Raw genomic sequence first — 18,215 nt, forward strand, 5'->3', positions numbered from 1 at the left:
ACGGCAGCCGATAAAAGCTGCCGTAATCATCTAATTCTTATCAATCATTATTTAAAATCTGTATCTTTTGCCTGATTTACCTGATAAGATGTTACGCTGAACTCTACCGGCATACCAGCCATGTTCTGCGCGATTTTATAAGGCATCAACACTCCCGATACTGTTTTGAAGTCAGAGAAGGTGGTAGGTACAGTCATTTCTCCCTGTGGGCCTTTCTGTACTCTGGTTTCTCCGATTTTCAACCCAGATTTTACGCTGTAGTAATAGGTAGTTGTACCATGCTTTACGGCGTAAGCATCCTCGTTATTCACTTTTTCGATACCGTTAAGCTTATAATCGGCGAATTTTGTAAACATCAGTTCAGGGAAGAGTTCGCCTGAGGCAGCAAACTCCTTCTTCATGTCGTCTGTTAAAGGCATTTTTTGTCCTTGTGCTTCCATATATCCGTCTTTGCCATCAAACGTAATCTTCTGAAGGGTATTTCCCATCATTTTAACCTCCATTTTCGTTTTCCCACCTTTTGCGCGCAACATATTCATTTGGATATCCATGCCCTGTACTTTAGCGGAAGCATCTGTAGTGATGGAGTTTACCTTTTGTACCGCAGCCAGGCCACCAATTGCGTTGATGTACTTATCAGCTACCGTTTGTAGCGTGATGCTGGGATCAAGTGTCTTTGTGGAGGGTTTGGCTGTTGGGTTGGCTTCAGCATCGTAATAATTCACGGGGTAGCCCAGTTTTTCCAGACTTTCGGTGATATCGGCGCCTTTACCGGCCACGAAGATGCGGCTTTGGTTTTGCAGGATGTTCTTTTTCGCTGCTTCAGATACGTCTGCGGCAGTTACTTTATCAATAGATTTCAGATAATTGGTGTAGAAATCCGCAGGTAAATTCTGCACTTTTTCATTTACTGCAAATCTTGCAATGGTGGCAGGGCTTTCAAGCGAGCGAATGAAGTCCCCTTTCAGTTTCGCTTTTGCGTTGGCTAACTCGTCAGGCTTTACGGTAGAAATCTCCCGCAGTTCGTTCATGAATTCTTTAACAGCTTTATCGGTGACTTCATTCCTTACGCTGGCATTTGCAGTAAATCCTGGGGTATATTTGCTGGCAGTGAGGGATGAATAGGCGCCATACGTGAAACCGTTTTTCTCGCGAAGGTTCATGAACAGTCTGGATTCGCCACCGCCACCAAGGATGTAATTAGCGATAATGGATGGAAAGTACTGCGGATCATTCATCTTTAAAGTATGGATGTTCCCTACCGAAACTACCGATTGTACCGCGTTGGGCACATCTACGACATTAATTTCTGTTCTTGCCAGATTGGTAGCCGGCTCCAAGGCTGCGAATTGTGTCCCGGATTTTTTCCAGTTTGCGAATGCCTTTTCAATCAGTCTTTTGGCATCATTGTACTTTACATCACCAACTACTACCAGATAGGCATTATCTGGCGCGTAGTATTTTCTGTACATGTCTTGTACATCAGTAAGTTGCACGTTTTGGATCGTGGCCTCGGTTTCAAATTCCCCACGCGAGGTGTTTTTACCATAAGTGAGCGCGTTAGACACCCGCATGGCGATAGCACTTGCATTCTTTTCATCTGCTTTAAGGCCTTCAATCATTCTTTCTTTAGAATTCTGGACTTCTGTTGCTGAGAATTTAGGGTTCACGATGGCATCAGCCATTAAACCAAGCACTTGCGGGAAATATTTTGAAAGTGTGTTGGCGTTGGCACCTGCTGAAGAAAAGGAGAGGTTTGCGCCCAGAAAATCAATTTTTTTATTGAACTGTTCTTTGCTCAGCGTGGTGGTTCCGTTTCCTAATTGGTCGGCCATAATTTGGCTTACTCCTGCAATTTTTCCTTCAAAGATGGGCGGGCGGTCCATCGAAAGGCTCATGTTCACGCGGGGTAATTTATTGTTTTCGACTACCATTACGGTAAGTCCGTTTTTCAGCGTGAAGGTTTTAGGCTTAGTGATGTTGATGGTAGGGGTAGGGCCGGGTTTGGGCATCTGGTCCTTATCGATGGTCTGTGCAGACAGCGTGCCTGAAATTAAAAATGCTGCCGCGATATATTTAAAGTGGTATTTCATGGATTATTTTTTTTCAGGTAGATAGTTAATGACTACTCTTTGGTTAGGGTTTAGGTATTTTTTAGCGGCGTTCATAAGGTCCTGACGAGAAACTGAACGGTAAATGTCAAGCTCTTTGTTGATTAGATTGGTGTCACCCAATAAAACGTGGCTGGTCGCCAGTGATGCTGCAATACCCTGTATGGAAGAGTTGGCGTTCACGAATTGATTTTCGTATTGATTCAGAAGTTTTTGATAATCTTCTTCTGAGATTAAAGTTGTTTGAAGTTTCTTAATTTCCGCATCTATGTCTTTCTGAAGCGTATCTTTTGTGGTGGCGCCCATCGGAATAGCGAAGAATGCAAAGATGCCGGCATCTTCGAGGCCCATGTTAAAGGCCTGTACCTGGAGTGCTTTTTTATCCTGATCTACTAATTTTTTATAAAGCACCGATGATTTTCCTTCACTTAGGTAAGAGGAAAGCATGTTAAGGGTATAAGCGTCTTTCTCTTTGTTTGATGGCGTTCTGTACGCGAAAACATATGCAGGAAGTTGGATGTTCTTATCCGTGGCGGTAACTTCTTTTTCTTTGGTAATCGGTTCGTCTTTCGGGAAGTTTTTCGGGTAAACGGTTCCTTTTGGGATGTCGCCATAGTACTCGTTGATCCATTTCTTCGTCTGTTCTGGGTTGATGTCGCCGGCTACCACCAATGTGGCGTTATTTGGTACGTAATATTTCTTGTAGAAATCCTGGAACTCTGAAAGTTGTGCAGCATTCAGATCTTCCATGGAGCCAATGGTCGACCAATGGTAAGGGTGTTTGGTAAAGAGATTGTTCTGTACTACTGTAAATAGGTTTCCGTACGGTTGATTGTCCATCCGAAGACGTTTCTCTTCTTTCACCACCTCGCGCTGGGTATCTACACCAATTTGGTTAATGGTGCCGCTTTTCAGTCTTTCGCTTTCCATCCACAGGCCAAGTTGCTCGTTGTTGGAGGGGAAGGTTTCATAATAATAGGTACGGTCGTTTGTGGTATTGGCGTTGTTTGTTCCGCCGTTGGCAGATACAATTTTAAACCAATCGCCACGCTTGATGTTCTTGGTTCCTTCAAACAGCAGGTGCTCAAAGAAATGTGCCATTCCCGTTCTGCCCACGGCCTCATCTTTTGCGCCTACATGGTACATCACACCGGTAGTCACCACGGGAGCAGAATTATCCTGATGCAGGATTACGTGCAACCCATTGGGGAGATCATATTCCTCAAATTTAATTTGCTGTGCGTACGCCGTAATCCCAAGGAATGCGGCTGCGGCAGCAGAAAGAAGTCTTTTTTTCATAAACTGTAAAATTTAGTTAATTGGTACCTGTTAACCCTCTAAAGTTACATTATTTTTTCACTTCTGCGTATAAATTAGTGTTTGATGTAAATTGATCTCAAATATCCAAGATTCTTCGTTTATAGCTAAAGATTTTACAATGGCTGCATCGTCATGCTTATTTCATTTAAAATGCGTATCTTTGCACTTGAACAAGGCAGTTCTGCGATTTTCATCCGTTATAGTACCGTATTCCTATCAGTTTTTTATCCGCAGCGCCTTTATGTTATTCCGAAATATCCACCGCGATACCTTCTGAAATCACCGCTTCACGGAAGCTGAATTTATAATCAAAAAATTTTTAATACTACAATATTATATGGCAGATTCTTTCTCGAAAAAAGAAAATTTAAAGAAAAAACAACAAAAACAAAAGGAGAAATCCCAAAAACGCGAAGAGCGTAAAAGCAACAACAATAAAGGCAAAGATCTTACGGAGATGTTCCTGTACGTAGATGCCAACGGTCAGTTGACTTCTACACCGCCAGACCAGCAAGAGCGCGAAGGGGTAAACCTGGATGATATACAGCTGGGCGCAGCGCCTATTGAGGCAGAGGAAACTGTAAAAACAGGTATCGTTACCTTCCTGAGTGATAAGGGATATGGTTTCATCACCGAAAACAATACCAAGGAAAATATCTTCTTCCACGAAAATAACTGTGCGCAGGAAGTGAAGAAAGGTAACAAAGTATCCTTTGAAAAAGAAAAATCACCAAAAGGATTTTCTGCAATTAACATCCAGCTTGTTAAATAAACTGCGGATCATCCTCAGCACGAAAAAAAGCTCCGCACGGAGCTTTCTGTATTTCAGCAAGTCAGCACATGATTTTATAGCTTTGACTTCGCTGGATATTTCACTAAATTTGTTGCCCAAAAATTTTTGCACAGATGGATTATTTGAAAGGATTAAATGAAGCACAATATCAGGCCGTTACCACACTTGAAGGGCCGCTGATGGTGCTTGCTGGCGCCGGATCCGGGAAAACCCGGGTGCTTACGATGCGTATTGCCCACCTGATTACCAACCTGGTAGATCCTTTCAACATTCTTGCCCTTACCTTCACCAATAAAGCGGCGAAGGAAATGAAGGAACGTATCGCTAAAGTAGTAGGGCAAAGTGAAGCCCGATCACTTTGGATGGGCACATTCCACTCGGTATTTGCCAGGATTCTCCGTAGTGAAGCTCATTATTTGGGGTTTCCCTCCAATTTCACGATTTACGATTCCCAGGACTCACTTAATGTGCTTAAAAAAGTCTTGAAAGACCAGAATATTGATGCCGACCTTTATAAACCCAAAAAAGTATTGGCTCGCATCTCTAATTATAAAAACAACCTCATTACGGTAAAAGCCTATTTCAACAATCCGGAGCTTATCGAAGGCGATGAGCGCGCGAACATGAAGCACATGGGCACCATTTACCAAAAATATGTAGAAACCTGCTTCCGAAACGGCGCGATGGATTTTGATGATCTGCTGCTGCGGACCAACGAATTGCTCACGCGTTTCCCGGAGGTCCTGGCAAAATACCAAGACCGTTTCCGGTACATATTGGTTGATGAGTATCAGGATACCAACCATTCGCAGTACCTTATTGTAAAAGCGCTTGCTTCAAAATTCGAGAATATCTGTGTGGTAGGCGACGACGCGCAATCTATCTATTCCTTCCGTGGCGCTAATATCTACAACATCCTTAACTTCAAAAAAGACTACCCGGATGCCGTAACGGTTTCGCTGGAGCAAAACTACCGTTCCACCCAAAACATTGTAAATGCAGCGAATGTTGTTATAGCCAAGAACGTTCAGCAGTTTAAGAAAAACGTTTTCAGTGATAATGAAGAAGGCGAAAAGATAAAAGTTTACCGTTCACTTTCTGATGCTGATGAGGCTAATTTCGTAGCGTCCAACATCTGGGAGCTTCACAATTCACAACAGCGCAGGTTTACAGATTTTGCCATACTGTACCGAACCAACTCACAAACGCGTGCGTTTGAGGATGCTTTAAGAAGAAAAAACATCCCATACCGTGTATATGGCGGCCTGTCCTTCTATCAAAGGAAAGAGGTAAAAGACCTACTGGCTTACCTGCGGCTTCTGATTAATGAAAACGACAGCGAGGCACTAACCAGGATTATTAACTATCCGGCACGCGGCATTGGCGAAACCACGCAGAATAAACTCATTGTTTTTGCGGACCGAAAAAATGTTCCGGTGACCGAAGTGCTTAATAATTTAGGGCATTATGCACCAGAACTTGGCCTGAATAATGGGATACTGACCAAACTTTCAGATTTTTGGGCGATGATTAAAGCTTTTCAGGTCATGCTGAAAACCGAAAACGCCTATCATGTAGCCATGGAAGTGGCCAAACGCAGCGGACTTATTAAATTTCTGAAAGATGACCAAACACCTGAAGGAATTTCGCGCGTAGAAAACGTGCAGGAATTGATGAACTCCATGCAGGGATACATCGAGGAGCAGCAGCAGTTGGAAGACGGCGATCCATCATTATCAGGGTTTTTGGAGAATATCGCGCTCTCGGCCGATACCCAGAACGATAAAAAAGAGGAAGGCGACCAGGTGTCGCTGATGACCATCCACCTTTCAAAAGGACTTGAATTTCCTGTGGTACATTTGGTTGGTTTAGAGGAAAATCTTTTTCCAAGTTTTATGAGTACTTCCACCCGCGAGGAAATAGAGGAAGAGCGGCGGCTGTTTTACGTTGCCCTTACCCGCGCCGAAAAGCAGGCGTACTTCACTTATGCGGTACAGCGTTTCCAATGGGGGAAAATTACCGATGCCGAACCTTCGCGCTTTCTGAGTGAAGTGGACCAGGAATATCTGGAGTTTATAAATCCGGCCGTGGAAAGCCGTTTTGTCAATCATTCGGGGCTAAAGTCAAATATTTTTGATGATGGACCGGCTGAACCTAGATCTTTCCGCAAGAAAGATGATAAAAAGACCATCCAGCGCAGTGAACCACAACCCATCGCGCAAAACCTGAAACCCGTGGCTACCGCAAGGATCATCAACCCAAGTGGCGCTTCCTCAGAAAATATTGAAGTAGGCGACCAGGTCCGTCACGACCGTTTTGGGGTAGGTGAAGTGTTGTTTTTAGACGGTACCGATCCGCAGAACATTAAGGCAAAAGTGAAATTCCAGCATGAAGGGGAAAAGAATTTAATTTTAAAGTTTGCGAAGCTGACGAAGATTTAATAGTGGCAATGCGAAGCTGCACGACCAAAGCTTTTACCTCACCAATTCATCAAACAACCGCTCGAATGTTTGATCCAAATCCGTTGTTTTCCCCGGGTGTGGGCGCGAGGTCTGGATCACCGAGCTGCGCACTGCGGTAAGCCACCGGAATCTCTCGGGAATATCGAAACCAGCGATTTCGCCGCCTGTCTTATCACCGTTCGCCACCTGACGGAAATGATCAAGGTTTTTCTGTACCTCCTCATAATCGAGTTTTGAATGCATGAGTTGAAATTTCTTTGGGCACAGATGAAATTCAGCACGGATGTATTTTGCTTTTTTTGAAAACATTACCAGCCCGATGTTAAAAAACTCTTCACGCTCTACCTTCGGTACAAGGCGGATCACAGCGTATTCGTAAATTTTAGGCTCTTGCATTTTTTGCTTCGTTTACAAAGTTAGAGGAGTTTGCCAGGCGTGTCATCAGGAAGTTGAAATAAATATCCTTTATTTCTTCGGGGGAATCTTCAGTATCGTCCCATTCGAGCCATTCTGACGGGATGAGGTCTACAATCTCGCGCAGATTGTGTTCATTCAGAACCGATTTTGCGAACGTATCGGCCTCATCAAGCGCAGCAGCCTGCGACAGCAATACATGGTCTTTAATGTAACTGAAGGGGCTTAACGCGTGTCTTTCGAAATTCATCCACGAATGATGGAAGTAGAAGGATGCGCCATTATCAATCACCCAAAGCTCCTTGTGCCACATTAGCAGGTTCGTGTTTTTATGTGTACGGTCGATGTTCGTGATAAACGCATCAAGCCATACGATTTTTGAAGCCAGTAAGGGATCAATTTTTACCGAAGAATCGTAAGCGATTGCGCCTGAGAGAAAATGCAGCGCCAAATTCAGTCCTTCGGAGAATTTCAGCAGATCCTGAATTTCTTCGTCTGCTTCGGTCCTGCCGAAATCCACATCAAGATGGGCAAATACCAGCTCCGGAATTTGAAGTCCGAGAAGTTCTGCGATTTTGCCGCCTAAAAGTTCAGAGATCAACATTTTTACGCCATGGCCGGCACCGCGGAATTTCAGGACGTATTTAAAATCGTCATCCGCCTCAGCAAGCGCAGGCAGCGAGCCGCCCTCGCGAAGTGGCAGTATGTAGCGCATCACAGTTACGGTACGCAAAGATAAATCGTGGCTCATGAAACAAATCTACTCATTAAAAATTAATCGTTGTGGTAAGGTTTTCCCTGCAAGATTTGGTCGGCACGGTAAAGTTGCTCTACAATGAAAAGGCGGATCATCTGATGCGTGAAAGTCATTTTCGACAGCGAGATTTTCTCGTTCGCACGCTGATGGATTTCTTCAGAAAAACCGTATGCGCCACCGATGAATAGAGAGACTTTCTTGATAGAAGAATTCATCCATCCATCAATCTTTGCGGCAAATTCGCGGCTGGTAAACTGCTTGCCTTTTTCATCGAGCAGGATAACAAGATCCGTACTTTCGGTATGTTGAAGAAAGAGTTTTGCCTCTTCTTTTTTCAGCAGTTCGGGTGACAGGCTTCTGGCGTTTTTGACATCAGGTATCTGGATGAAGTCGAAGTTCCAGTGCTTGGGCAAGCGGTTTTGGTAGTAGTGCACAAGTGCGGTGATTTCTTTGTCATCGGTTTTGCCGATACACACTAAATTGATTCTCATTTCTTACCTTTGGGCCTGCAAATATAGATTAATGGGCATTAAAACTCCTAAATTCCTGCTGAAAATCCATGCGTATCTGGATGACTTACACATCCCTTTTTTGGGCATTTCGTTGTGGAAAATGTTTGAAATTTATGGGCAGGGAGTTTTCAAGATGCAGATCGGGCGCAGCGCGGCGAGTATTTCGTGGAGTTTTTTTCTGAGTCTTTTCCCCTTCATTCTGTTTCTTCTTTCTTTACTGCCGTATTTGCCACATTACGATAAGCTGCAGTTTTATATTTTTGAGGTGCTGATGTACAATATCTTTCCGGCACATATTCAGCAGGATATTACTTCATATATTCAGGGATACATCATCCCGAACATGAAGAACATTAGCAACCTGACGATTATTTTCGCGATGGTTTTCGCGGTGAACGGTACGCATTCGCTCATCAATGGTTTTAACCTAAACACCAATCTGCAAAGAGGTGTAGTGAAGGAATATCTGGTGGCGTTTGCGATTACCATTGCTTTTGTGATACTTATTATTGCCTCGCTGCTGGGCGTGTATTACAGTGAGGTGGTGCTGAAGCTCTTCACCCCAGAAATCAACATCTCGTGGTTTGTGAAGAACATGAGCAGGATTATCGGTTTTATTTCGTTTCCGGTATTTTATCTTATTTTGCTGGCGCTATTCTATTGGGTGGGCTGTCTTAAGATTACCTCTTTCAAACAGGCATTGCCAGGTGCCATACTCACCACGGTACTTTTTGTGGTTCTTACTTATATCTTCGCCATCTATGTGCGCGATTTTGCCCGCTATAACGTACTGTATGGCTCTATCGGGACCATCATTCTGGTAATGGTATGGGTGAATATTAACATCATTCTTATCCTTTTGGGTAATGAACTGAATATTGCCATTAAAAAGGTTCGTGTTGAGAAAATGATCGCGGATGAAATGATCGGTGCCACTCAGAATTTCGCTACCGAATTACCCGGCTTGGATGATCCCGATGAGGCGCATACCATCAAAGCCTAAATATCTTCTTTGTTTTTCTTCCCAAGGATTCTGAGGATTATATATCCGCTGAAACCTGCGATCAGGGAGGCGACGAGGATGGCAAATTTTGCCTCATCCTGTATTTCCGCATGACCTTTGAACGAAAGTAACGCGATGAAGATGGACATCGTGAAGCCAATACCCGCCAGCAACGCTGTACCGATCATCTGTGGCCAAGTGCTTCGGATAGGTAAACTGCTTATTTTTAATTTTATGGAAAGCCATGAAAAGAAGCTGATCCCAACCATCTTTCCTACCACAAGCCCAAAGATGATGCCGTAACCCAAACTGCTGAAAAGTCCTTCTAACATACCGGCTTTGAAGGTGATATTCGTGTTGGCTAGCGCAAACAAAGGCATAATAAGGAAGTTAACAGGCAGGTGTAATTTTTGTTCGAGTTTTTCAAGTGGGGAAATCTCGGTTACTGAAACATTTGTAGGAATGGTAAAGGCCAGCAGCACCCCCGCAATCGTCGCATGAATGCCCGAATGATGCATGAAATACCAAAGCAACAAGCCCGGAATGATATACAAAATGTGTCGCGTAACTTTTAGATAATTCAGAAGGATAAGCACCAGTACCATTACAGCACTCAGCCCCAAATATTCATAATGCAGTTGATCCGTATAGAAAAGGGCGATGACCACAATTGCCCCCAGATCATCTACAATAGCCAATGCTGCCAGGAATATCTTAAGTGAAACCGGCACTCTTTTGCCAAGCAGCGAGAGGATCGCAAGCGAGAAGGCAATATCGGTGGCCATTGGGATGGCCCAGCCTTTTGCATAAGGTGTGCCTTGATTGAATAAAGAATAAATCACCGCAGGAACTACCATCCCGCCTAACGCCGCCACAATGGGCAAGGAGGCATTCTTAAAACTCGAAAGTTCCCCTTCCACAATTTCGCGCTTGATCTCGAGGCCGACCAGTAAAAAGAAAATCGCCATCAAACCATCGTTAATCCAAATGCTGAGCGCATAATTCAGTCCGAAAGTGTTGGTGCCGACAGAAGTATCCAGAAGGTGTTGGAAAGATGTAGCCCACGGCGAATTTGCAATGAGCAATGATGTGATCACGCAAATGATCAGTAAAATACCGGAGGACTGCGAGCTGTGCAGGAATTTCTTGAAATAATTGGTAATCAGCATATTGTATATTAAAGTCGTTTTACGCGCGAAACGCCGTTGATGTTTTTCAGTTGTTTGAAGGTTTCCTCAAGCTGGCTCTTGTTGCGCACTTCCATATTGATGTTGCCGATAAAGATCCCGTTGTTAGATTCTATCGACATGCTCTTCATATCCATGTTCATGGAGTTGCTGATGACCGCCGTGATGTCATTAATCATGCCCATACGGTCAAGTCCTTCGATTTCGATCTTTATCCTGTTTTTGAAGCTTTCTTCATTCACCCATTTAGCAGGCAGCACCCTGTAATCGTACTGCGCGCGAAGGTTGATGGCGTTCGGGCAATTATCGTTATGCACTTTTATACCATCAGAAATAGTAATGAAACCAAAGATTCGGTCGCCAGGGATCACGGTGCAGCATTTCGAGAAGGTATAGTTCATCTTTTCTTCATCCTTCCCAAAAACGATCAAATCAAGATTGGTGTCCGGCAGGCCGTGGAGGACCTCGTTCTTGGAAGGTGACTTGCGAAAGCGCTGAATGAAGTTGCTGAGTAAGCCTTTCCCTTCGGTATATTTCTTAATATCGCTGATGTCTAAACTGCCGTTCTGGAAACTCAGGAAAAGGTCCTGCGAGGTTTTCAGGTTGAAGAATTTCTGCATTTTATTAATCTCCTCATCGTTGAAATTAAGTTTTGCATGGCGCATTTTCCTCTGAAGAATTTCTTTACCCTCTTCAGCGAGCGTGTTTTTTTCAGAATTTAAGATAGCTTTAATCTTCGATTTGGCCTTGGAGGTAACTACAAACTCCAGCCAGTCGGCTTTTGGCTTTTGGTTTTGCGAAGAAAGGATGTCCACCTGGTCCCCATTCTGCAAAACGTAAGAAATAGGCACCAGTTTACCGTTCACCTTTGCGCCGAGACATTTCGTCCCAAGATCTGAGTGTACGGAAAAGGCAAAATCCAGCGCGGTAGAACCAATGGGTAAGATCTTGATCTCACCTTTTGGCGTAAACACAAATACTTCTTTGGAGTATAGGTTCAGCTTGATGTTATCCAGCAGTTCGGTGGTGGTCAGTGATTGTTGATTTTCTAGGACTTCACGTATTTCTGTTACCCATTTCTCGAAGTTTTTTTCGTCAGAATTCTGCCGGAAACCTTCTTTGTATTTATAATGCGCAGCGACGCCCTTTTCAGCAATATCATCCATCCTTTCTGAACGAATCTGTACTTCAATCCATTTCTTATCAGGGCCCAAAACGGTCAGGTGAAGACTTTCGTAACCTGTAGATCGCGGCCTCGAGATCCAGTCGCGCATCCGCTGCGGATTGCTGTGATAGAGGTCTGTAACGATAGAATAGATTTTCCAGGCCAGGAATTTTTCGTTCTTGGCATCAGAACGGTAAATGATCCGGATCGCGTAATTGTCGTAAACCTCATCGAAGGTAACACCCTGTTTGAGCATTTTCCGATAAATCGACGAGATCGCCTTCGCCCGCCCTTTGATGGAGAAGTTAAGTCCTTCCGCACTCAGTTGTTCAGATACTTCTTTTTTAAACTCTTCGATGTAACGTTCGCGGCTTTCCTTAGCAAGCTCTAGTTTTCTCGAAATGTCGTAATAAACTTCCGCATTATTGAACTTCAGCGAAAGGTCTTCCAACTCAGATTTAATGTTATACAGTCCCAAACGGTGCGCGAGTGGTGCGTAAATATATACCGTTTCTGAGGCAATTTTTTTCTGTTTATCCGGCGACATGCTTTCCAGTGTGCGCATGTTGTGCAAACGGTCGGCGATCTTAATCAAAATCACCCGGAAATCTTCGGATAATGTCAGCAGCAGTTTACGGTAATTTTCAGACTGTATCGAGATGTTCTGGTGGTTCATCACCGATATTTTCGTGAGCCCGTTTACGATGTTGGCAATCTTCTCGCCGAACCGTTTCCGCAAGTCCTCATAAGTATAATCTGAGTCTTCTACCACGTCGTGTAACAGCGCGCACGCGATGGATGTGGCACCAAGACCGATTTCGTTGGCGACTATTTTTGCCACTTCAATCGGGTGATAAATATAAGGCTCACCTGTCTTTCGCCGTTGGTCTTTGTGGGCATCAAGGGCGATATCGAACGCCTTGCGGATCAGTTTGTTCTGTTCTTCATCAAGTGTTCGGTAGGTGTTGGAAATGAGGTCTTTATAGCGAGCGAGTATTTCCTTATTTTCCTGTTCTAGATCGTAAACCATGTAAGAAATTGCTTTGATGTAACGAAAATATGTAAAAATAGAGATTTTTTCAGGGATTTGACTTAAAAATCAATGCCAAACCCAAATTAAACAATAGGTATGATGGATTTTTGTTGACGCAAGTATATTGGCGCTTTACTGCTGAACCCAAAATTTTTAAATCATTATATTTGAAAATAAAAAATACATGAACCGACTGATTTTTATTTTCCTACTGCTGACGCAGGTTTTATCTGCACAACAGATCACCGAGAAATTAGCGCAGGCAACCCAAAATCTTCTAAAGACATCCGCCGCTTATTCCGCGAACATTTCTGTTTATGTAGCAGATGCAGAAGGGAGGCTCGTGTACGAATATAATGGCAATCAAGGACTTTCATCGGCATCTACACAGAAGATCTTTACGGCTGGGGCAGCATTGGAAACCCTGGGCGCAGATTATAGATATACCACAACGGTATCTTATGACGGTAAGATCTCGGGTGGAAGTTTAAACGGCAATCTTCTTATCACCTCGAATGGTGACTCTACACTGGGCAGCTGGCGCTACGATGGCTACAAGCCCGAAGATTTCAAAAAGAAACTTTTGGCGGCATTGCAACAGCACGGAATTAAAAAAATTACCGGTAATTTAATCATTGATGATACGTATTTCGATTTCCAGACGGTGCCCGGCGGCTGGCCCTGGAACGACCTCGGCAACTATTATGGCGCTGGCGTCTGGGGCGTAAACTGGCGCGAAAACCAATTTGATCTTCAGATGAACGGTAGAGATATGAAGTCGGTAAACATTGATCTACCACATGTAAATTGGGTGTCTGACCTTAAAACCGGCGGGACTTCCGACCAAAGCTTGGTCTTTACGGCGCCTTTTTCTAATGTAGCCTATATCAACGGCACGCTGCCAAATAAAAACATGACCGTTTCGGGTGCGACACCCAATCCGCCACTTTCGCTGGGAACGGAAATCCAGAAATGGCTTCAACAGTCGGATATTGAATTTAATGGAGAAATTACCACCGGCAACCTTCAACGCATTGCTGGACAAACGGTTCACACATCAGGCGGTCCTAAAATCCTCGAATATCAATCGCCCACTTTAGATAAGATCATCTACTGGTTTATGCGTAAAAGCGTGAATCTATACGGCGAAACTTTAATTAAAACTTTAGGGAAAGAAAAGATGAACGACGGTAGTTTTGCCGCGGGGATTACCTATCTTAAAGACTTCTGGAAAGGTAAAGGCATACATCCCGCGATGATAAACTTCGCGGATGGGAGCGGACTGTCACCCCAAAACTATGTATCGGCAAAGGCTGAAGTGCAGGCGTTATTGTGGAGCAGCAAACAGCGTTGGTTTACAATTTTTCATGATGGCTTCCCCACCCAAGGCAACGGCATGAAAATGAAAAGCGGGACCATGAAAAATACGAAATCCTTTGCAGGTTACCATACCACCAAGGACGGTAATAAATACGTGTATGCGGTGATTCTGAATAATTATCAGGGCGCGGACATCACCGAGGCCTTATATCGAATCCTAAATATTCTGAAGTAATGAAGCGCCGGAGTTTTCTGTCAAAGATCAATAACTGGGTGATTTATATTCTGCTTACCTTGGCCATAACAGCAGTCGTAGTCGCCTCAGTGGTGTTGATCGACTATTTGCGGCGCGAGGAAATTAAGCGTATCGAACTTTTTGCGACCGCGATGAAATATCAGCAGGAAGAGATCATTGAAGATCCTATGACGCTTGACCTGCTGCTTCAGATCAGTAAAACTAACAACACGATCCCGGTAATCGTCACCGATAAGAACAAAAACCCCATAGGGACAGATTTTCAGAAAAATATCCCCGAACACGTACAAAAAGATCCCCAAAAAATGCGCGATCTGCTGGTGAAAATGGAGAGATCCTACCAACCGATTGAACTGCAGATGCCCAACGGGAACAACCAGTATGTTTTCTATATGAACTCTACTTTGCTGAACAACCTGCGGTATTCACCTTACATCTTGGGGCTTTTGGTTTTTGCTTACATTTGGTTCTCCTTCTGGTTTTTGCGCACGATAAAGAAGACTGATGAAGGCTATGTTTGGGCTGGCTTGGCAAAAGAAACCGCACACCAGATCGGCACGCCGCTTTCCTCGATGATTGGGTGGATTGAGATTCTTCGCATGGAAAACGAAAACAGCGAAGGCGTGCGCGAAATTGAAAAAGACATCAACCGCCTGAAAACCATCTCCGAAAGGTTCTCCAAAATTGGCTCGGTACCCGAACTGAACGATCTGAATATCAATGAAACCTTACAGCAGAATTATGATTATCTGAAATCCCGGATCTCCACCAAAGTACGCTTTACCCTGGTGTTGCCGCACGAAGAAATCCTGATTCCGCATAACCGTATCTTGCTGAGCTGGGTGATTGAAAATATCGTAAAGAATGCCGTAGATGCCATGCGCGGCGAAGGCCGCCTCGAAATCTGCATGTACGAAAAAAACCGCTCTATCTTTATTGATTTTAAAGACAGCGGAGCAGGAATGACGGGCTACCAGGCCAGCAACGCTTTCAAGGCGGGTTATTCTACAAAAAAACGTGGCTGGGGCTTAGGCCTCTCACTGGCCAAAAGGGTGATTAAGGAATATCACCGCGGCGATATCCGCATCGCACACACCGAAGTAGGGAAGGGCACTACTTTTAGAATCAGCATCAAGAATACCTGAGAAACTATTTGACGGACTGATATTTCACATAATAATTATCATCAAATTGTACAGGTTGCAAATTCATTAGTCTTACTGTTTGCCATTTGTCTGTCGGGGTAATCATTTGAAAGTCATTGATTTTCAATGGAATATGCAGGTTCTCTACTGCGTTAGTGTAGCGGAAGTTCAGTTCATTCCCGCGTTGCGAGTATTCTAAAACAGGGACTTTTGTCGTTCTTAAATATTGATTGAATATACTGGACAGATCAATCCCCGAGTGTCTGGAGAAGTAATTTTCAATCTGCTGCGTGGTAACCGTTTGATGGTAAAACTCTTTGCCCAAACCTCTTAGTATCTGCCGGAATTTGTCATCATTCCCAATAATCTGGCGGATCGTATGCAACATATTGGCGCCTTTATAGTACATATCGCCACTGCCCTCGTTTCTTACGCCGTATGTGCCGATAATCGGGATGTCGTTGGCAATATTACGGCGGATGCCCTGTACATACTTCTCTGCGGAAGCTTTATCCATATATTTTTCGGTGAAAAGCGTTTCGGAATAGCTGGTGAATCCTTCATGGATCCACATATCAGCTTGGTCTTTGGCGGTGATGCTGTTGGCAAACCATTCGTGCCCGGTTTCGTGGATGATGATGAAATCCCAGTTCAGGCCCACGCCGGTGCCGGAAAGATCGCGGCCTAGATAGCCGTTTTCATAGCCGTTGCCGTAAGCGACATTGCTCTGATGCTCCATACCCAGATAAGGCGTTTCGACCAGTTTATAAGAATCTTCATAAAAAGGATATGGGCCAAACCAGTACTCGAATGCCTGCATCATCGGTTTTACTTGCTTAAACTGTTTTCTTGCCTTGTCTAGATTGTAGTCCAGTACCCAATAATCAAGGTCGAGTTTGCCTTTTTCACCGTCATAAATATCTTTAAAATTGACATATTTACCAACGCTCGGCACGATGGAATAAGCATTAATCGGGTTTTTAACTTCCCAGACAAAGATGTTCTTATCGTTCTCAGTGGTTTTTGAGATCAGACGGCCATTTCCGACGCCAGTAAGGTCTTTGGGTGTGATGATCTTCATCACGATGCCCTCATCAGGTTCATCACTCCAGAGGTCTTTAATAGGAAGCCACACCGAGGCGCCAATGCCTTCCTGGGCCACACTTACAAAGGGATTTCCGTTCGCGTCCTTGGCAAAAACCCAGCCGCCATCCCACGGGGCGTTTTTTGCGATCACCGGCTGTCCCCAATAATCTATCGTAAAAGTGTGTGTTTCGCCTTTTTTATAGCTTTTCTTGGTTTCAATAAAGATGAAATCCCCTTCGCGGCGTGCGCTGAGTTTGCTATCATCAGAAATGAGTCGGTACGCCATAGGTTGCTGCAGATCTATCTGAAATACGGGGTTCTGTACCTCTTGGGTAATTTCAAAAGTGATTTTATTGCTGCCCGAAACAGATTTTTCATTAAAATTAGGCTCAACAGAAAGCTCGTACTTCTTAACATCCCAAAAGTTGCGGAAATGCGTATCCGAGCCTTTCAGCGTGTCCTGTTTAGTGAAGTTCTGGGCCGGTAAAAGTCCGGACAATAAGATAATAAGCAGCGTGGTTTTTCTCATCTGAAATGATTTAAGTCAAAGATAATCAATTTTTGTTGCCATAACATAACCGTTCTTAATCATAAAAAAAATCAGTATTTTTGAAGAAATTTATCATCAATGAATATCAGAATACTGCTTGTCTGTTTGGTTTTTACGCTTTTTATATCATGTAACAAAGACAAGGAAATCCTCAACAGTCTCAACGATTATAACCTTTCCATGGAAAGTAGCGGGTACCGTTTCGGTGACAGACTGAATTTGCCTAAGGAAGTGACAGATCAAGCGGAGAGCATTTCGATAAGTTTCGGTGATAAAGAAACCAGCAATTTGGTTGTTGATCCGCAGTTTTTTACCCTTGGTGATAACGCTGTGACATTCATCATCAAACTGAAAAATGGCGAAATCCTGAATCAGGATGCCACGATAAATGTTTTTGCAAAGAATCCTGAGGCCAATATCGCATATGAGATCATCAATGAATATCCGCATGACCCGGAAAATTTCGTGCAGGGATTTCTGACCGAAGGAAATACAATTTATGAATCCGACGGGCAGCAAGGCTCATCCAGAATCCTGAAATATACTCTCGGAAGTACCGAGCCGATAGCACAAACACCACAACCGGCCGAAATATTCTCTGAAGGCGCAACGATTATTGGTGATAAAATTTACCAACTCACCTGGCATCATAAAAAAGGCTATATCTATAACAAAAGCGACCTAAGCTTAATTGGCGAATTTGCGTACCCAAATGTAGTGGGTGAAGGCTGGGGCCTAACATACGACGGCAAGAATCTGATACTGTCTGACGGTACCAAGAATATCTACTTCCTTGATCCGGCCAATCCTTCAAATGTGGTGCGATACATATCCGTGGCCGGCCACGCCGAAGCTTATGACCGACTGAACGAACTGGAGTATCACAAGGGTTTTATCTACGCCAACGTGTGGCAGAAACCTATGATCCTGAAGATCAATCCGGCTAACGGCGAAGTGGTAGGAAAGTTTGACTTTACGGAGATCGCGAGAAAACATACCACCAACGAAGACGATGTACTGAATGGCATTGCCTTTAAAGGCGACAATATGCTGATTACCGGGAAGTACTGGGACAAAATCTATGAAGTGGTGATTAAATAA

14 protein-coding genes are annotated in these 18,215 nt (G+C 43.9%); 6 read left to right on the forward strand and 8 right to left on the reverse strand.

The window, feature by feature from the left end; translation table 11 throughout:
* Positions 1-47: 47 nt before the first annotated feature.
* Entirely contained in the window at positions 48-2,093 is a 2,046-nt protein-coding gene (locus tag CO230_RS04585) for a M16 family metallopeptidase (protein ID WP_122027514.1), read from the reverse strand.
* A 3-nt stretch (positions 2,094-2,096) separates the two neighbouring features.
* Positions 2,097-3,410: a M16 family metallopeptidase gene (locus tag CO230_RS04590; protein ID WP_122027515.1), complete on the reverse strand. Its 1,314-nt coding sequence runs from the start codon at positions 3,408-3,410 to the stop codon at positions 2,097-2,099.
* A gap of 358 nt (positions 3,411-3,768) precedes the next feature.
* On the opposite strand from CO230_RS04590, the gene CO230_RS04595 reads away from it, so the two are divergent.
* Together CO230_RS04595 and CO230_RS04600 are read left to right on the forward strand one after the other, a co-directional pair.
* Complete coding sequence (locus tag CO230_RS04595) at positions 3,769-4,203, forward strand: cold shock domain-containing protein (protein WP_122027516.1); 435 nt, start codon at positions 3,769-3,771, stop codon at positions 4,201-4,203.
* 134 nt (positions 4,204-4,337) lie between these two features.
* Positions 4,338-6,665: an ATP-dependent helicase gene (locus CO230_RS04600; RefSeq protein ID WP_122027517.1), complete on the forward strand. Its 2,328-nt coding sequence runs from the start codon at positions 4,338-4,340 to the stop codon at positions 6,663-6,665.
* A 33-nt stretch (positions 6,666-6,698) separates the two neighbouring features.
* Here the strand turns inward: CO230_RS04600 and CO230_RS04605 are convergent, their stop codons facing one another.
* Genes CO230_RS04605 through CO230_RS04615 form a run of 3 tightly spaced genes read right to left on the reverse strand, consistent with a single transcriptional unit; the run spans position 6,699 to position 8,348 of the window.
* Positions 6,699-7,082 (reverse strand): DUF3037 domain-containing protein, encoded by a 384-nt coding sequence (locus CO230_RS04605; protein ID WP_122027518.1) that lies wholly within the window; start codon positions 7,080-7,082, stop codon positions 6,699-6,701.
* Positions 7,069-7,851, reverse strand: coding sequence for a HipA family kinase (locus CO230_RS04610; RefSeq protein ID WP_122027519.1), 783 nt, complete (start codon positions 7,849-7,851; stop codon positions 7,069-7,071). The genes CO230_RS04605 and CO230_RS04610 overlap by 14 nt, the downstream gene beginning before the upstream one ends.
* 23 nt (positions 7,852-7,874) lie before the next feature.
* Positions 7,875-8,348 carry a 23S rRNA (pseudouridine(1915)-N(3))-methyltransferase RlmH gene (locus CO230_RS04615; RefSeq protein WP_122027520.1) on the reverse strand — a complete coding sequence of 158 codons (474 nt, stop codon included), beginning with the start codon at positions 8,346-8,348 and terminating at the stop codon, positions 7,875-7,877.
* A gap of 31 nt (positions 8,349-8,379) precedes the next feature.
* Between CO230_RS04615 and CO230_RS04620 the strand changes: the two genes are divergently transcribed.
* Entirely contained in the window at positions 8,380-9,372 is a 993-nt protein-coding gene (locus CO230_RS04620) for a YihY/virulence factor BrkB family protein (RefSeq protein WP_122027521.1), read from the forward strand.
* On the opposite strand, the gene nhaA is transcribed toward CO230_RS04620, so the two are convergent.
* Both nhaA and CO230_RS04630 read right to left on the reverse strand, forming a co-directional pair.
* Positions 9,369-10,541 carry a Na+/H+ antiporter NhaA gene (gene nhaA, locus CO230_RS04625; protein WP_122027522.1) on the reverse strand — a complete coding sequence of 391 codons (1,173 nt, stop codon included), beginning with the start codon at positions 10,539-10,541 and terminating at the stop codon, positions 9,369-9,371. The two genes, CO230_RS04620 and nhaA, sit on opposite strands and share 4 nt — an antisense overlap.
* An 8-nt stretch (positions 10,542-10,549) precedes the next feature.
* Entirely contained in the window at positions 10,550-12,754 is a 2,205-nt protein-coding gene (locus CO230_RS04630) for a RelA/SpoT family protein (RefSeq protein WP_122027523.1), read from the reverse strand.
* A 187-nt stretch (positions 12,755-12,941) separates the two neighbouring features.
* Between CO230_RS04630 and dacB the strand changes: the two genes are divergently transcribed.
* Entirely contained in the window at positions 12,942-14,312 is a 1,371-nt protein-coding gene (gene dacB, locus CO230_RS04635; protein ID WP_122027524.1) for a D-alanyl-D-alanine carboxypeptidase/D-alanyl-D-alanine-endopeptidase, read from the forward strand.
* Positions 14,312-15,478, forward strand: a complete 1,167-nt coding sequence (locus CO230_RS04640; RefSeq protein WP_122027525.1) for a sensor histidine kinase — start codon at positions 14,312-14,314, stop codon at positions 15,476-15,478. The genes dacB and CO230_RS04640 overlap by 1 nt, the downstream gene beginning before the upstream one ends.
* Positions 15,479-15,482: 4 nt before the next feature.
* Here the strand turns inward: CO230_RS04640 and CO230_RS04645 are convergent, their stop codons facing one another.
* Positions 15,483-17,093, reverse strand: a complete 1,611-nt coding sequence (locus CO230_RS04645) for a M1 family metallopeptidase (RefSeq protein WP_122027526.1) — start codon at positions 17,091-17,093, stop codon at positions 15,483-15,485.
* Between the two features lie 99 nt (positions 17,094-17,192).
* On the opposite strand from CO230_RS04645, the gene CO230_RS04650 reads away from it, so the two are divergent.
* Positions 17,193-18,215: a glutaminyl-peptide cyclotransferase gene (locus CO230_RS04650; RefSeq protein ID WP_122027527.1), complete on the forward strand. Its 1,023-nt coding sequence runs from the start codon at positions 17,193-17,195 to the stop codon at positions 18,213-18,215.

The organism is Chryseobacterium sp. 6424 (assembly GCF_003692615.1).
Lineage (GTDB): Bacteria > Bacteroidota > Bacteroidia > Flavobacteriales > Weeksellaceae > Kaistella.

Excerpts from the sequence above, each read along its gene's own strand:
- CO230_RS04620 (WP_122027521.1), top strand. The coding sequence starts at position 8,380 with ATGGGCATTAAAACTCCTAAATTCCTGCTGAAAATCCATGCGTATCTG.
- CO230_RS04605 (WP_122027518.1), bottom strand. The coding sequence starts at position 7,082 with ATGCAAGAGCCTAAAATTTACGAATACGCTGTGATCCGCCTTGTACCG.
- nhaA (WP_122027522.1), bottom strand. The coding sequence starts at position 10,541 with ATGCTGATTACCAATTATTTCAAGAAATTCCTGCACAGCTCGCAGTCC.
- CO230_RS04630 (WP_122027523.1), bottom strand. The coding sequence starts at position 12,754 with ATGGTTTACGATCTAGAACAGGAAAATAAGGAAATACTCGCTCGCTAT.
- CO230_RS04610 (WP_122027519.1), bottom strand. The coding sequence starts at position 7,851 with ATGAGCCACGATTTATCTTTGCGTACCGTAACTGTGATGCGCTACATA.
- CO230_RS04640 (WP_122027525.1), top strand. The coding sequence starts at position 14,312 with ATGAAGCGCCGGAGTTTTCTGTCAAAGATCAATAACTGGGTGATTTAT.
- CO230_RS04600 (WP_122027517.1), top strand. The coding sequence starts at position 4,338 with ATGGATTATTTGAAAGGATTAAATGAAGCACAATATCAGGCCGTTACC.
- CO230_RS04645 (WP_122027526.1), bottom strand. The coding sequence starts at position 17,093 with ATGAGAAAAACCACGCTGCTTATTATCTTATTGTCCGGACTTTTACCG.
- CO230_RS04650 (WP_122027527.1), top strand. The coding sequence starts at position 17,193 with ATGAATATCAGAATACTGCTTGTCTGTTTGGTTTTTACGCTTTTTATA.
- dacB (WP_122027524.1), top strand. The coding sequence starts at position 12,942 with ATGAACCGACTGATTTTTATTTTCCTACTGCTGACGCAGGTTTTATCT.
- CO230_RS04595 (WP_122027516.1), top strand. The coding sequence starts at position 3,769 with ATGGCAGATTCTTTCTCGAAAAAAGAAAATTTAAAGAAAAAACAACAA.
- CO230_RS04585 (WP_122027514.1), bottom strand. The coding sequence starts at position 2,093 with ATGAAATACCACTTTAAATATATCGCGGCAGCATTTTTAATTTCAGGC.
- CO230_RS04615 (WP_122027520.1), bottom strand. The coding sequence starts at position 8,348 with ATGAGAATCAATTTAGTGTGTATCGGCAAAACCGATGACAAAGAAATC.
- CO230_RS04590 (WP_122027515.1), bottom strand. The coding sequence starts at position 3,410 with ATGAAAAAAAGACTTCTTTCTGCTGCCGCAGCCGCATTCCTTGGGATT.